This is a genomic window from Peribacillus sp. NPDC097675 (genome assembly GCF_050277655.1).
GTDB lineage: Bacteria > Bacillota > Bacilli > Bacillales > DSM-1321 > Peribacillus.
Genome location: NZ_JBNNSK010000005.1, coordinates 159,508 through 174,052, shown reverse-complemented (window position 1 = coordinate 174,052; position 14,545 = coordinate 159,508). Strand labels below are relative to the sequence as shown.

14 protein-coding genes are annotated in these 14,545 nt (G+C 42.3%); 11 read left to right on the top strand and 3 right to left on the bottom strand.

The window, feature by feature from the left end:
• The first annotated feature begins 452 nt into the window (after positions 1-452).
• The 4 genes from qoxA (at position 453) to qoxD (ending at position 4,271) form a co-directional block, all read left to right on the top strand.
• Positions 453-1,373, top strand: a complete 921-nt coding sequence (gene qoxA, locus ACQKL5_RS09690) for a cytochrome aa3 quinol oxidase subunit II (RefSeq protein WP_427608314.1) — start codon at positions 453-455, stop codon at positions 1,371-1,373.
• 71 nt (positions 1,374-1,444) lie between these two features.
• Positions 1,445-3,391, top strand: a complete 1,947-nt coding sequence (gene qoxB, locus ACQKL5_RS09685) for a cytochrome aa3 quinol oxidase subunit I (protein WP_427608312.1) — start codon at positions 1,445-1,447, stop codon at positions 3,389-3,391.
• A complete protein-coding gene (gene qoxC, locus ACQKL5_RS09680) occupies positions 3,391-3,987 on the top strand; it encodes a cytochrome aa3 quinol oxidase subunit III (protein WP_427608310.1) in 597 nt (198 codons plus the stop codon). Before qoxB ends, qoxC begins: the two co-directional genes overlap by 1 nt.
• Positions 3,987-4,271: a cytochrome aa3 quinol oxidase subunit IV gene (gene qoxD / locus ACQKL5_RS09675; protein ID WP_427608308.1), complete on the top strand. Its 285-nt coding sequence runs from the start codon at positions 3,987-3,989 to the stop codon at positions 4,269-4,271. The genes qoxC and qoxD overlap by 1 nt, the downstream gene beginning before the upstream one ends.
• A 160-nt stretch (positions 4,272-4,431) precedes the next feature.
• Here the strand turns inward: qoxD and ACQKL5_RS09670 are convergent, their stop codons facing one another.
• Positions 4,432-4,566, bottom strand: coding sequence for a BA3454 family stress response protein (locus ACQKL5_RS09670; RefSeq protein WP_427608306.1), 135 nt, complete (start codon positions 4,564-4,566; stop codon positions 4,432-4,434).
• 475 nt (positions 4,567-5,041) lie between these two features.
• Here ACQKL5_RS09670 and queF point away from each other — a divergent pair, with 475 nt between their 5' ends.
• From queF to ACQKL5_RS09635, 7 genes are all read left to right on the top strand, one after another.
• Positions 5,042-5,539 carry a preQ(1) synthase gene (queF, locus tag ACQKL5_RS09665; RefSeq protein ID WP_427608305.1) on the top strand — a complete coding sequence of 166 codons (498 nt, stop codon included), beginning with the start codon at positions 5,042-5,044 and terminating at the stop codon, positions 5,537-5,539.
• Between the two features lie 270 nt (positions 5,540-5,809).
• Entirely contained in the window at positions 5,810-7,156 is a 1,347-nt protein-coding gene (locus ACQKL5_RS09660; RefSeq protein WP_427608304.1) for an aspartate kinase, read from the top strand.
• Positions 7,157-7,270: 114 nt separating this feature from the next.
• Positions 7,271-8,461 (top strand): sensor histidine kinase, encoded by a 1,191-nt coding sequence (locus tag ACQKL5_RS09655; RefSeq protein ID WP_427608303.1) that lies wholly within the window; start codon positions 7,271-7,273, stop codon positions 8,459-8,461.
• Positions 8,458-9,117 carry a response regulator gene (locus ACQKL5_RS09650; RefSeq protein WP_427608302.1) on the top strand — a complete coding sequence of 220 codons (660 nt, stop codon included), beginning with the start codon at positions 8,458-8,460 and terminating at the stop codon, positions 9,115-9,117. Before ACQKL5_RS09655 ends, ACQKL5_RS09650 begins: the two co-directional genes overlap by 4 nt.
• A 98-nt stretch (positions 9,118-9,215) precedes the next feature.
• A complete protein-coding gene (locus ACQKL5_RS09645) occupies positions 9,216-10,187 on the top strand; it encodes an ATP-binding cassette domain-containing protein (protein WP_427608301.1) in 972 nt (323 codons plus the stop codon).
• 16 nt (positions 10,188-10,203) lie between these two features.
• Positions 10,204-11,397, top strand: a complete 1,194-nt coding sequence (locus ACQKL5_RS09640; RefSeq protein ID WP_427608300.1) for an ABC transporter permease — start codon at positions 10,204-10,206, stop codon at positions 11,395-11,397.
• Positions 11,397-12,542, top strand: a complete 1,146-nt coding sequence (locus ACQKL5_RS09635) for an ABC transporter permease (protein WP_427608490.1) — start codon at positions 11,397-11,399, stop codon at positions 12,540-12,542. Before ACQKL5_RS09640 ends, ACQKL5_RS09635 begins: the two co-directional genes overlap by 1 nt.
• Positions 12,543-12,577: 35 nt before the next feature.
• Here ACQKL5_RS09635 and ACQKL5_RS09630 read toward each other — a convergent pair whose 3' ends face one another.
• Positions 12,578-13,768 carry an ABC transporter permease gene (locus ACQKL5_RS09630; protein ID WP_427608299.1) on the bottom strand — a complete coding sequence of 397 codons (1,191 nt, stop codon included), beginning with the start codon at positions 13,766-13,768 and terminating at the stop codon, positions 12,578-12,580.
• A complete protein-coding gene (locus ACQKL5_RS09625) occupies positions 13,758-14,510 on the bottom strand; it encodes an ATP-binding cassette domain-containing protein (protein WP_427608298.1) in 753 nt (250 codons plus the stop codon). Before ACQKL5_RS09625 ends, ACQKL5_RS09630 begins: the two co-directional genes overlap by 11 nt.
• Positions 14,511-14,545: the final 35 nt, after the last annotated feature.

Here is a 14,545-nt window from a genome sequence, read left to right as displayed (position 1 = left end):
CCAGAGGATAATATTATACTAATTAAATAAGAAAGAAGGAGCTTTATGAAAAAATAGATAAAATAACCTATCCTATTATGTGAAGTATTTAACAATCAAGGTGATTTTGAGGTAGTATTTCCCACTATGTATAATGTTACAATTGTTTATTTCGTTATATTAATATAAAATAAAGTAGGCTTAAGTAGTGATGATTTTGTGTTTGGTCATGCTACCTTATTTTTGTTTATAAGGATATATTATAGGGCTAAATTTAAAATAATACAATATAACTACTCAATTACCACATATTTACGTATTTTAAATGAACTTTTTATGACATTCTTGAATTCATGTTGTCTTTTTTTCTACTTGGAACTAAGATATGAGAATACGAGTTTTAAAGCTTGGTAAATGTTTTTTCCGAATAATTACCAATGTCAAATATATTATACTAAGAGAGGGGTAGCACGATGAAAATAAAGTGGGCTTTTTTAACCATCCTTTTTACTGTTGCCACAGTGTTAACAGGTTGTGAACCATTAATGGTCTTAGATCCTAAAGGGCCGCAAGCTGAAACGCAAGCTAAGGACATTATGTTATCGATAGGATTAATGTCGATTATCGTTTTAGTCGTTTTTGGAATTCTTATTTATATGCTAGTCAAGTTCAGAGCTTCCAAACAAAGTGAGGGGTATGAGCCTCCTCATATAGAAGGAAGTAAGGTTGTAGAGGCGATTTGTTTGATCGTTCCTATTATAATCGTAGGTTTCCTTTCAGTCGTTTCCACACAGAGTAACTATAAAGTAGAAGCAACTCCTGAAGGGTATGGAGATAAGGAACCTTTGGTTGTTTACGCTTCAACATCTAACTGGAAATGGCACTTTAGTTATCCGGAAGAAAATATTGAAACGGTTAACTATTTATACATTCCGACAGACCGTCCACTTGAATTCAAGCTTTATTCTTACGGTCCAATCACAAGTTTCTGGATTCCACAACTTGGTGGTCAGAAATACGCAATGAGCGACATGGTCAACACGTTGCACTTAGCAGCTGATGAGCCAGGTGAATACATGGGTAGAAATGCAAACTTCAGTGGTAAAGGATTTGCTGAAAATACGTTCAACGTAACAGCAATGCCTGAAGCTGATTTTGACGAATGGGTAGATGAAGTTCACAAAACAGCTAAACCTCTTACTGAAGAAAAATTCAATGAGTTATTAGAACCAGGTCATCTTGGTACTTCTACTTACACTGGAACTCATTTAGAATTCAGTCCTGCACCTGAGGGTGAAAACGGAGGACATGATCATGGTTCATCACATGACGAACATGATTCACACGAAGAACACGAAGAACACGAAGGACACGAAGAACATAGCAATCATTAAGATGTGTAAGGTTGGTTAAATAACTAACCTTACATGCTAAACAATAAATTTCCAAAAGGAGTCACGATAGTATGGAATTCTTTGATCGATTTGCCGTACCTCATCCAAGTCTTGCGATTTACGCATCGATGGTTGCCATTGGTCTTACTACTCTTGCCATAATTGCTGGTTTGACATATTTCAAAAAATGGGGTTATCTTTGGCGTGAATGGTTAACAACTGTTGACCACAAACGTATCGGTATCATGTATATAATCGCTGCTTTAGCCATGCTTTTCCGTGGTGGCGCAGATGCTATCATGATGCGTGCACAGCTAGCCGTGCCAGATAACACACTTTTAGACGCACAGCATTATAATGAAATTTTCACTACACATGGTGTCGTGATGATCATATTCATGGCTATGCCATTTATCATGGCATTCATGAACATCGTTGTTCCACTACAAATTGGTGCACGTGACGTAGCATTCCCGCGTCTTAATGCATTAAGTTTCTGGTTATTCTTTATGGGTGCAATGTTAATTAACATTTCATTCGTAGTTGGTGGTTCTCCTGACGCAGGTTGGACTTCTTATTTCCCACTTGCAGGTAACGACTTTAGTGAGTCGGTAGGTTCGAATTATTATATGTTCGCTCTTCAAATTTCAGGTCTTGGTACATTGATGACTGGTATTAACTTCATCACTACGATCTTTAAAATGAGAGCACCTGGTATTACATTAATGAAAATGCCAATGTTTACTTGGTCTGCTTTAATCACGAACTTAATCATTGTTTTCGCTTTCCCTGTATTAACAGTGTTGCTTATCATGGGAACAATGGATAGATTATTCGGAACCCACTTCTTTACAACAACTGGTGGCGGTATGGATATGCTTTGGGCGAACTTCTTCTGGGTTTGGGGTCATCCTGAGGTTTATATCTTAATCTTGCCGGCATTCGGTATTTATAGTGAGGTTATCTCAACCTTTGCCAAACGTAATCTATATGGTTACAAATCAATGGTAGCTTCCATGGTTATCATCTCGCTTCTTTCATTCCTAGTATGGGTGCATCACTTCTTTACTATGGGTCAAGGAGCACTTACAAACAGTATCTTCTCTATCACAACGATGGCGATTGCTGTTCCGACCGGTGTCAAGATATTCAACTGGTTGTTCACACTTTATAAAGGTAAGATCACTTTTACCACGCCAATGATTTATTCAGTACTATTCTTGCCGATCTTTACTATCGGTGGTGTTACTGGAGTAATGCTTGGAATGTCAGCAGCTGATTACCAGTACCATAATACAATGTTCTTAGTAGCCCATTTCCATATGGTTATTATCCCAGGTGTTGTATTCGCGATGTTAGCTGGTCTTCATTTCTACTGGCCAAAAATGTTCGGTTTCATCTTGAATGAAAAAATCGGTAAAATCTCAGCTTGGATAATCACTATGAGTACACTAGTTGCATTCATGCCAATGTTCTTCAGTGGTCTAGATGGCCAAGCACGTCGTATGTACACATACTCTGAATCAACTGGTTTTGGTTTGATGAATATGATTTCATTCATTGGAGCAGCTGGACTTGCTGTAGGTTTTGCAGTAATTGTTTACAACGTTTATTACAGTATCCGTTATTCACCAAGAAATATCGGTTCAGATCCATGGGATGCTCGTTCTCTAGAATGGTCTACTCATAACCCTGCACCAGAATATAACTTTGCCGTATTACCACAGGTTAACTCAATCGAACCTGTTTGGGATGTTAAGAAAAAGGGACATAATTTATTCCCAGGCAAGTATGAAAAAATTCATATGCCAAATAATAGCGGAATGCCAATCATCATGAGTGCTATCTTCTTTGTATGGGGCTTCTCATTCGTATTTGCACTTTGGATTCCTGCTATCGTTGCAACAATCGCGATCTTTGTTTGTATGGCACTTCGGTCATTCGAGGAAGATCATGGTCACTACATTTCAGTTGAAGAAATTGAAGAGACAGAATCAAAATTGCGAGGTGCTAAATAATGAAAATTGATAACTCGCTGCCACTTGAATATAGTACTGAAGAGAATAGCCTGAAGATATTTGGTTTCTGGATTTTCCTTGGTGCTGAAATTATGCTTTTCGCTACACTATTTGCTGGATATTTCGTATTACATGGCCGTACTGATGGAGGCCCTGGAGTGGAGATTTTTGAAATCACTCCAGTTCTAGCTGAAACAATCTTGCTTTTAACAAGTAGTTTTGTTATCGGTCTTGGTATCCACGCGATGCGTCTTGGCAAACAGAAAGCGATGATGACTTTCTTTGCTATCACGCTTCTGCTAGGCCTAGGATTCTTATGCGTAGAAATATTCGAGTTTATCCACTATGTTCATATTGGGGCAGGATTACAAACTAGTGCTTTCACAGCTATGCTGATGACAACATTAGGAACTCATGGAGCTCACGTAACCGCTGGTCTATTCTGGGGAACATTCATTATCCTTCAGGTTAAAAAGCGCGGATTGACTCCAGCGACAGCTAATAAATCGTTTATCTTCTCTCTTTACTGGCATTTCCTAGATGTAGTTTGGATCTTTATCTTTAGCTTCATCTATCTGAAAGGAATGATCTCATAATGTCTGAATTGTTCCCACGAAAACAAGTAATGGGTTTTGTATTCTCAATGATTCTTACTGCAGTGGCTCTTGCCGTTTACTTCTTTGATATGTCATATACAGTTGGTATGACGGTACTTCTTATTACGGCATTTATACAAGCAGGCCTTCAGCTTGTTGTATTCATGCATGCTGGTGAAACGAAAGACGGAAAAGCAATTTACGTAAACGTTTATTACGGTATGTTCATTGCATTATTCACGATCTTTGGTACATTGCTAGCTATGACTTGGGGTTACTTGTAAGAGAATCTATCAAAAGAGGGTGCCTTTTCAAAGGCACCCTCTTTTGTTTGTTCGGGGATTTTTAAATGGTAGCTTAAGAGGGTAGTCGTGAATGTTTTGGGGAGTGTCCTATTAAAAAAAGGCAAAAAAAAAGCAGGTATCTAAAGCGACGCCTGCTTTTTTATTCTTTCCATTGTTTCTTCACTTGGTGAAGGGCAGTTTGAAAAATTTCTTCCTCATTAGCACCCGGTTGTGCCAGAACATTTGTCTGATACGATTTTCCTTTGTAATCAACTTTCACAGTAACTTTGACCATTTTGCCTCATCCTTTCTTTATTCTACACACATACTATATACCCGTTACTATCGAACAATCAAACATATTGCCTAAGTAAAAAAATAATATCAACTAATTTTCATAATTATCTGACAAATCGAAAAGGTTGTCAACACATTTTGGGGTCAGACCCCATTTCCCAAGATTTTTTCCTGCCAATAAATATTGATATACCGGTGTTTATGACTATCGATAAGGGGGTCAGACCCTATTTCCCGTTCTATTTATGCTATCGATCTTGATATTGACAGAAATGAGTTTTTTTACTATATTTACACCAGACAATTTTATATTATTTCCCGTTGAACGGGAGAGGTTCATAGCATTACCCTCTTAAAAAAACTATGGCTTTGATATTTTTCGAATCAACCATATCTTTGAGGAGATATGGTTTTTTTTATGTATAAAGGCCTTTATGAACCTCCCTGGGTCCGTGGAAGAGGAGGACGTTTGCATGTCTGGAAGAAAAGAAGAAGAACTGAAGGATATTACATTACTAGGAAATCAGGGTACCCAATATTCCTTTGATTATGCACCTGAGATATTAGAGTCATTCGATAATAAACACCCGAACCGGGATTATTTCGTTAAATTCAATTGCCCCGAGTTTACGAGTTTGTGTCCCATTACGGGGCAGCCAGATTTTGCGACCATCTATATCAGCTACATTCCAAGTATGAAAATGGTTGAAAGCAAGTCATTGAAACTGTATCTATTCTCTTTCCGTAATCATGGGGATTTCCACGAAGACTGCATGAATATCATCATGAATGATTTAATCGAATTGATGGATCCGAAGTTTATCGAGGTCTGGGGAAAATTCACTCCACGAGGGGGCATTTCCATTGACCCATACACGAACTATGGAAAACCTGGGACGAAGTTTGAAGAAATGGCGCATTACCGTTTGATGAATCACGATCTATATCCGGAAACCGTGGATAATCGGTAACTCCTGAAATCAACACGACTAATATCATGTAATGACAAAGAATAGTGTTCTCAGCTTCTCGATTTTTCGGGAAGTTTTTTCTTTGTGAGAAAATCGGTGGCTCAATATCTTACTATGCAAATGACCATTATTGGAATTGAACTTCAATGTCTTTATCATAAGTACAAATGTCCTTATATAATGGAATTAACTCTTGATTGTTTCACGAAAACGCGTAATAATAGGGAGAGTTGATTTTGACAGAATATTTTTGAAATAGGGGATGGCGTGATGAAGGTAGCAAAATTTGGCGGGAGCTCGCTCGCGTCGGGGGAACAGTTGAAGAAGGTATTCGAAATTGTGGTTTCAGACCCAGAGAGAAAGGTCGTCGTCGTTTCGGCACCAGGGAAACGCAATTCCGATGATATAAAAGTGACGGATTTATTGATTGAAGCTGCAGAACAGCAATTGCGCGGCGATGATGGTGCGCTTTTAATAGAAGATGTGATTTCTCGTTATGCGAGCATTGCTGAGGAATTGAACCTTTCTGGAACGGTCATTGAGGAGATACGTGAAGATTTACACACGTTGCTGCATGCTGACAAGAGTAAGCCAAAGCGGTATGTGGATGCATTGAAGGCGAGTGGAGAAGATAATAATGCGAAGCTTGTTTCCGCTTATTTTCAGAGCCGTGGCGTAGAGGCGCAGTATATGGATCCGAGAAAGGCCGGGTTGATTGTGACGGACGTCGATGGATATACACAGGTGCTTCCTGAATCGTACGAGCGTTTATATGCACTTCGTGAAGAGCCGGGTATCGTGATATTCCCAGGATTCTTTGGCTATACGTTGGAGGGGGATGTTTTAACGTTTTCAAGAAGTGGCTCGGATATTACGGGGTCGATTCTTGCAAATGGCGTTAAAGCCGACTTGTACGAAAATTTCACGGATGTGGATGCCGTATACGCAGTGAATCCTAATGTGGTTCCCAATCCGAAGGGAATTCGTGAATTGACGTATCGGGAAATGCGGGAACTCTCTTATGCAGGCTTTTCGGTTTTCCATGATGAAGCGTTAATTCCTGCATTCCGAGCTGGCATTCCAGTACATATCCAGAACACGAACAATCCGACGGCTCAGGGGACAAGGATTGTGAGCACGCGTGATAATACGAATGGTCCTGTAATCGGGATTGCGAGTGACAAAGGGTTTTGCAGTATTTACATTAACAAATACTTGATGAACCGAGAAGTTGGTTTTGGGCGTAAATTGCTTCATATTCTTGAAGATTACGGTGTTTCCTATGAGCATGCCCCATCTGGCATTGATGATGTGACCATCATTCTGCGTCAAGATCAAATGGGTGAAGAAGTAGAGGTGAAAATTGTTTCGCGCATTAAGCAAGAGCTTCAAGCCGACCAAGTCATTGTTGAACATAATCTTGCATTAATCATGGTCGTAGGTGAAGGTATGCGCCATAATGTCGGAACGACGGCAAGGGCCTCGAAAGCGTTGGCCGATGCCAAGGTCAATATTGAAATGATTAACCAAGGATCTTCCGAGGTGAGCATGATGTTTGGCGTGAAAGGGCATAGTGAAGAAACGGCGATCCAGGCTTTATATCATGAATTTTTTTAAGAAGTGATTGGGACCTCCTTGAATCGGGAGGTTTTTTTATATGAAAAAAACTCTTTATCTTTTACCATATATTAGTCATGATAGAGAAAGGAAAAATGAAAGAGGGCGGACGGTATGGGATGGTTGATTAATCTACGGGTTGTCATGTTCTTGTTAATCAGCTGTATGTATTATTTGCGAATTCCGGGACCTGATTTATTTTTAAAAGGACTGCTCATCGTAATCGCCGTAGGTTTTATGTTGAATCATTATTTGATTTTTTATAAGGAAGCATTTCAGCATGGGTTACGGATCATTTATTTCGATGGCGTGCTCAGTTTTGGGTACGGTTATTTGTTCCCTCACTCCACCCTTTATTTGATTCTGGTCGGGGTCGTCACGGTTACCTTGTTTATCCTGGTCTCGGAGTCTAAGAAACATAGAATATATGGGCTTTTTTTTGGATTCTTATGGGTCACGGTCATGGTTTCGACCTTTTTGCAAACTGGAAAAATCGATATCATTGATAACCTCGTGAGTATCTCATTTGTCGCCTTTACGGCAGTGGTCGGCAATTTGATTCGGAAACTAATAGAAGCAAGTGAAGTGATGAATGATCAATTCTTACAATTGAATGAGGCACATGAAGAACTGTCATCGGCCCATCAGCAGTTGCAGGAGTATTCGGATCAGGCAGAGGAATCGGCAAAAATCAGAGAGCGAAACAGGATTGCTCGGGAGATTCACGATACGGTGGGTCATAAAATGACGGCCTTATTTGTGCAGATGGAGCTTGCTTATGAACTGATTAATCATGACTTGGAAAAAGCGAGGGATACGATGAATATCTGTAAGGATTTGGCGCAGGAAGCCTTGGAGGAGGTTCGTTTTTCCGTCCAGGCATTAAAAGAAGAAGAAACGACCTTTCTATCCAGTGTGAATAAGCTGCTCAATGAATTTCATCAAACGACAGGCTTGAAATCAAATATTGAGATTCAGGGAGACCCAAGTCATATACCGAGTAGACTTCATCCCACACTCATCCGAATGATTCAGGAAAGCGTAACGAATGCAAAACGCCATGGGGATGCGACGGTCATTTCAATCAAGCTAGAGTGTGGTACGGAAAAGGTGAGGATTGAAGTGCAGGACAATGGCAAGGGAGCAAGCATGATCACGCCAGGATTCGGATTGAAAACGATGCAAGACCGGATTAACGAAATGGGTGGGGTCTTATCATATGGAAGCAAACCATCTCAAGGATTTCATATTACTGCTGAGTTTCCGTTAAACGAGAAAAAATGGGCGATTGGAGGCACGTCATGATAAAGGTAATTATTGTAGATGATCAACCGCTCATCCGTGATGGGCTATCGGCATTGCTGAAATTGCGCCCTGAGCTTGAAGTGGTAGGCGTGGCCAGTAATGGCATGGAGGCTTATGAACGGTCGATGGAATTGGAACCCGATATTGTCTTGATGGATATCCGGATGCCACAAACGAATGGTGTTGTCGGGACCAAGATGATTACATCGCAACTTCCGAATACGAAAGTGCTGATGCTAACGACGTTTCAGGATAGCGAACTTATTTTTTCGGCTTTGGAGGAAGGAGCGAGCGGGTATTTGCTGAAAGACATGTCAGCTGACATGATTACCAATGCCATCAAAACCGTTCAATCAGGGGGAATGGTGCTTCCTCCAGAGATCACCGCCCAGATGCTGCAAGAGTTAAAGGGGGAAAAAGAAAGGAAGGTGAGCACTTCGCCTGCTGTCCTCGCTGATCTGACAAACAGGGAACGTGATGTGCTAAGGGACCTTGGTTATGGGAAAAATAATAAGGAAATCGCAGCTGATTTGTTCATTACAGAGGGAACCGTGAAAAACCATGTTTCGAATATCATTTCAAAACTTGAACTGCGTGATCGCACCCAGGCAGCCGTTTTTGCCGTGCGGTATGGGATTACTACATTTACAGAGTGAATAAGCAATAGATAGATGACTTTCAGCATAGGGGAAGGTCATTTTTTTTGTGGATATCTTCCTTGAGGTAGATGGTTTATTTTTACTTTGGTCTTAGAATGAGGAAGAAGTGTTATACGAGGAGGAATGTATCGGTGCTAGAGGTAAAAGAGGTCAGGAAATCATACGGGAAGCATGTGGCTGTAAAGGGCGTTTCTTTTACGGTGGATAAGGGAGAAGCATTCGGACTTTTGGGGCCAAATGGAGCAGGCAAGTCGACGACCATTGCCATGATTTGCGGACTGCTGCCCTACGAGTCGGGAGATATCCTAATTGATGGTCTTTCGGTGAAAAAGGAACCAAGGAACGTTAAAAAGAAAATCGGAATCGTACCACAGGAAATCGCCCTATACCCGACGATGACTGCGCATGATAATTTACTGTTCTGGGGGAGAATGTATGGACTGACTAGGGCAGAAGGGAAGAAGAGGGCGAAAGTTGTTCTTGATATCGTCGGGTTACAGGATAGGGCAAAACATAAAGTCCAGACCTTTTCCGGTGGGATGAAAAGGAGACTGAATATCGGTGCCGCCTTGATGCATGAGCCTGAACTGCTGATTATGGATGAGCCGACGGTCGGAATTGATCCGCAATCGCGCAATCATATATTGGAAACGGTGAAGCGGTTGAATGGGGAAGGGATGACGGTGATTTATACGAGTCACTATATGGAGGAAGTTGAGGAGCTCTGCGATAGAATCGGCATTGTCGATGAAGGGAAAATCATTGCCCTCGGCAAGAAAGAGGAATTATGTGAAACACTGGCTGAGGGAATCGTCCTTAAACTACAGGTTGATTCCCTCAATGAAGAGTGGCTTAAGGAACTGGAACATGCGGTGAATGTTGATAAGCTCGTGGCCAATGGGGAAAAAAACACGCTCGAAATTGTTGTGACCAATCATTCGAATATCGTCTCGGACATTATAGCTTCCGCTGTGAAGTCCAATGTAAAGGTTCTGGCCTTTGAAAGGAAAGAGCCAAATTTAGAAAGTCTTTTCTTACAGTTGACAGGGCGGTCACTGCGAGATTAGGAGGAGGTGTGGAAGAATGAAGGGCTTTCTGATTGCTTGGAAGGATTTTAAGATACGGGCCATGGACCGGCGGGGCTTCATGATGATGCTGATCATGCCACTTATCTTGACGCTGATTTTGGGAGCGGCCTTGAAGGATATCGTTGGTAGTGATGAAGGTTTTCAGGAAACAACAGTCGGGTTGTACGTCGATGAAAAAGATCCCATGGCGGATGCATTGAAGCAAGATGTGTTAGCGAAGACGGACTTTCTTAGAGTGAAAAACGTAGTCAGTGAAAAGAAGCTTGAAGAGATGGTGAATAAAGGTGAGGTTGAAGTAGGGATTTATATCCCTGCAAAATGGAGTGCGAACCTTGCCGGGGCCGTTCTTTACTCGAATCAAGATACACAATTAAAAGCAACGGTCGTCGAAGCGATCATCACTTCTTTTACCGATCGTGTGCAGACAGTTTCGTCGGCTTCTGAGACTGTCATGGAAAATATGGCGGAGGTAACCGCAGCCTCTACAGGAGCTGGGGATTTAGGGGAAACAGGGGATCGTGTATCCACATTGTTGGCGGAGAGCGGAAAAGCAGATATGGCGGTGGCCAATCAATCGGTCGGTGAAACGTCTGTTTCCTCCATGCAGTATTACTCAGCTGCGATGCTTGTCATGTTTTTGCTTTTTAATGTGACACTTGGTGCCAAGTCGATGATCCAGGAACGTCAGACAGACACGCTTGCCAGATTGAATAGTACGCCGGTAAGCAAATACGGAATCCTGATTGGCAAGTTCTTGGGCACTCTTTATTTTGCCTTCCTTCAATTTTTGCTCTTTTATGCTGCGACTTCTTTCTTCTTCAGCGTGAAGTGGGGTGAAAATGGTGGGCAGGTGATAGCGACCGGTTTTGTATATTCCGTCGCGGTCGCGGGTCTGTCCATGCTGTTGGCCGCCTTTATCACCAAGGAGAAAACAGCCGATTTGATCAGCGGGGTCGGTATTCAAATGTTTGCCATTGTTGGAGGATCGATGCTGCCGATTTATGCGTTTCCTGAAAGTTTTAAAACGATTGCCGCGCTGACCCCGAATAATTGGGCATTGACCGTTTTGTTGGACATCATGTCCGGGGTTGGATGGAGTGAGCTCTTGTTACCATTTTCGGTGTTAGGGACCATTGGGCTTGTGTCCATGTTGATTGGAGCCTGGCGGTTAAGGGGGAGATATGTGTGATGAAAATATGGAACATCTGTCGCTTTGAAATTCAGCGGGTTTTCAAGGAACCGCAGAGCTATCTAATCATGTTTGGGATGCCACTTATCTTTACGCTCTTATTTGGTACATTATTCGGGACGGAAGAAAAAGATAAGCCTTCTGTTCTATTTGTGGATGAAGATGGATCGATTTTATCCAAGTCGTTATTCGAGCAATTGCATGAAAAGAATTCATTGTTCAGCATAAAAGAGGGGAACAACCGGGAAGCGCTCATGGAAGTTGAAGATAAAAGCGTCGTCGGAGTCATCCATGTTCAAAAGGGATTTCAGGCCAATATGGTAGCGGGTGACAATCCGAATGTTGAGTTTGAGCATATTCCGGAGTTCACCACCTATCAAACAATAAGCGGATACCTTTCCAATAAGCTTTCTAAACTGAATATCGAAACGGCCGCCGCCCTAGCTTGGAGTGAACAGAGCGGCGAAGAGTGGCAAGGTTTGTATGGAAAACTGAAAACAGAGTCAAGCACGGAAGGAACAAAGCTGAAAAAGGTCATCACTGGTGGAGGCCAGGTTGCTGATCAGGGCAGTTTTTCGGGCAGTGCCGCCGGATTTTCCATCATGTTTTTGATGATTACGATGATGAGCGTGACGGGCACGATTTTAGAGGCGAGAAGTAATGGGGTATGGTATCGGTTACTGTCGACTCCGGCCTCCCGTTTTGAAATTGCTTCCGGTTATCTGCTTTCTTTTTTCGTGATAGGTTGGATTCAATTTGGTGTCCTGATGCTGGCTACCACTTTCTTTTTCGATGTGAACTGGGGGAACCCAATCTATTTGGTGATACTTGTTTCCTCGATGCTGTTGGCGATCGTGGGTCTTGGCCTGATGATTGCCGGGTTGGTAAAAACGGTCGAGCAGCAGTCGTCAATCGGCAACCTCATTGTCATCTCCAGCTGCATGATTGCCGGTGTTTACTGGCCAATTGAAATCGAGCCTGTCTTTATGCAGAAGATGGCGGAGTTCCTGCCCCAGAGGTGGGCGATGATAGGGCTGACGGAAATCGCGGGAAACGGTACCCTCCCTTTTGAATCGATTGCTATCTTACTGATATTTGCTTTTCTTTTTCTATTGGTTGGCATGGGAAGAATGCGGTTTGAATAAGAAAGACACGCTGACGGTCCAGCGTGTCTTTTTGCTTAATTCAGTACCCATTTGTCTTTCAGGAATAAGAGCCTTGATACAGCGAAGAAAATAGCAATCGAAACGACCAGGCTGCCGGCTGTAAGCAAGATATTTTGATAGTCGATGACACCGTACAGCAATTCCTTGAAAAGGGCGAATATATTGAAGAAAGGAATCAGGAAATGCTCGGTTGTTAATTCGTGCAAGCCAGTGCCTCCCAAGAAAAGCACAGGAAGGATAGCAAGCATGGTAATTGGCGATAGGTAGTTCTGGGATTCTTTAACGGTCTTGGAAATGATGCTTGCTGACATTTGCAAGGCACCAACGAATAGAGAAAATAAAATGTTGATCAACAAGGCTGTCGGAAGGATCAGCCATAGGTCGCTGCCGAAATCAAAGCCTTTTTTCAATTCTTCGGTTAAAAAAATGAGTTCCAAGGTGACGACAAGGATCGAGACGATTCCAGCCAGTGCACCGACGGAAGAAATCGTAAGCCATTTGGCCAGCAGGATTTTTCCTCGGCTAACAGGGGTCATTAGCAACGCTTCCATTGTTTTGCGGTCTTTTTCTCCTGCAAATAAGTCCGAGGCAAGTGGATAAGCGCCAGTGCTGATTGCCATCGTGATGATCATGGGTAGAAAGAGTGACAGAATGCTTAATGAGGCTCCGTTATCGCTTTCTGGTCCGACCTCGTTATCGCTTTCTAGCCCGACCTCTTTGAAGTTGATTTGCAGTGGACTGATTAAGCTCGTATCGACATTTATTGTTTGCAGGCGCTCCTGGATGATTTGTTTTTCAAAGAGAGTTAAAGCGGATTCTACTTGTGAAAGGACGAAGGAGCTATCTTGACTATAGGAGTCACCGGAGAGGCTGAAAGTGACCTGTTCTCCCTTTTTGATCTGTTCCATGAAGCCATCATTAGCTAGCAGTGCGGCAGCGGCTTTTCCATCTTTGACGGCGTCTGTCGGGTTCTCGAATGATTGGACTTCGATTTGAGGAAATTCCTTCAGTAGGAGCTTTCCGTCTTCGCTGAAGGAAGATTTTACAGCTAATGTATAGGTTTCGTCTTCATCCGTGGACATCATGCTTTCATAAAATAACGTTAATCCCGTTAACAAAAGGATGGGAAGAAAAACACTTAATAATAGCGTCCGGCGATCCCTCAACGCTTCCTTCATTTCTTTGATATACATATTAAGAAACATGGTACTGATTCCCCCTTACAAGTTTGGACATGAATATGTAATTCAGGTCACGACTGTTTTCTTCTTTGTATAGAGCCTCGAGCTGTCCTTTATACACCATTTCTCCTTTATGCATCATCGTCACAGAGTCGCAGAGCAACGTGACTTCCTCCATGATATGGCTAGAGAAGATGATGGTCTTTCCCTGACTTTTCAATTGAAGAACAAGCTGGCGGAAAACATTCGATGAAGTGATGTCAAGTCCTGTTGTCGGTTCGTCGAACAGGATGATATCAGGGTCATGAATGAGTGTCCGAGATATGGCCACTTTTTGGCGCATGCCTTTCGAGAACCCGCCAACTTTGCGGTCAAGATAATCCTTCATGCCAAACTTGACGGCCAGTTCTTCAATCCGGACCTTTGTTTCGTGCCTGCTCAATCCGTAAAGAGAGGCGAAATAGGCTAGGTTTTCACGGGTGGTCAACCGGTCGTACAAGCCGGTTTCCCCACCGAACAGCACACCAATTTTTTTCTTGATTTCGTTGGGATGTTCTAACGTATCGAATCCGGCCACTTTGATATATCCTTCTGTCGGGGTCAGAAGAGTGGCGATGGAACGAAGTAAGGTGGTCTTCCCGGCACCGTTTTCCCCAAGCAATCCGACAATCTGACCTTTTCTAATGGAAAGGGAAACATGTTTGAGTGCGGTGATGGATGCTTTTTTATCTTGGAACGTTTTTGACACTTCATGAATTTCAATCATTTTTAATCCTCCTACCTCTCTTTTGATTAACTCCA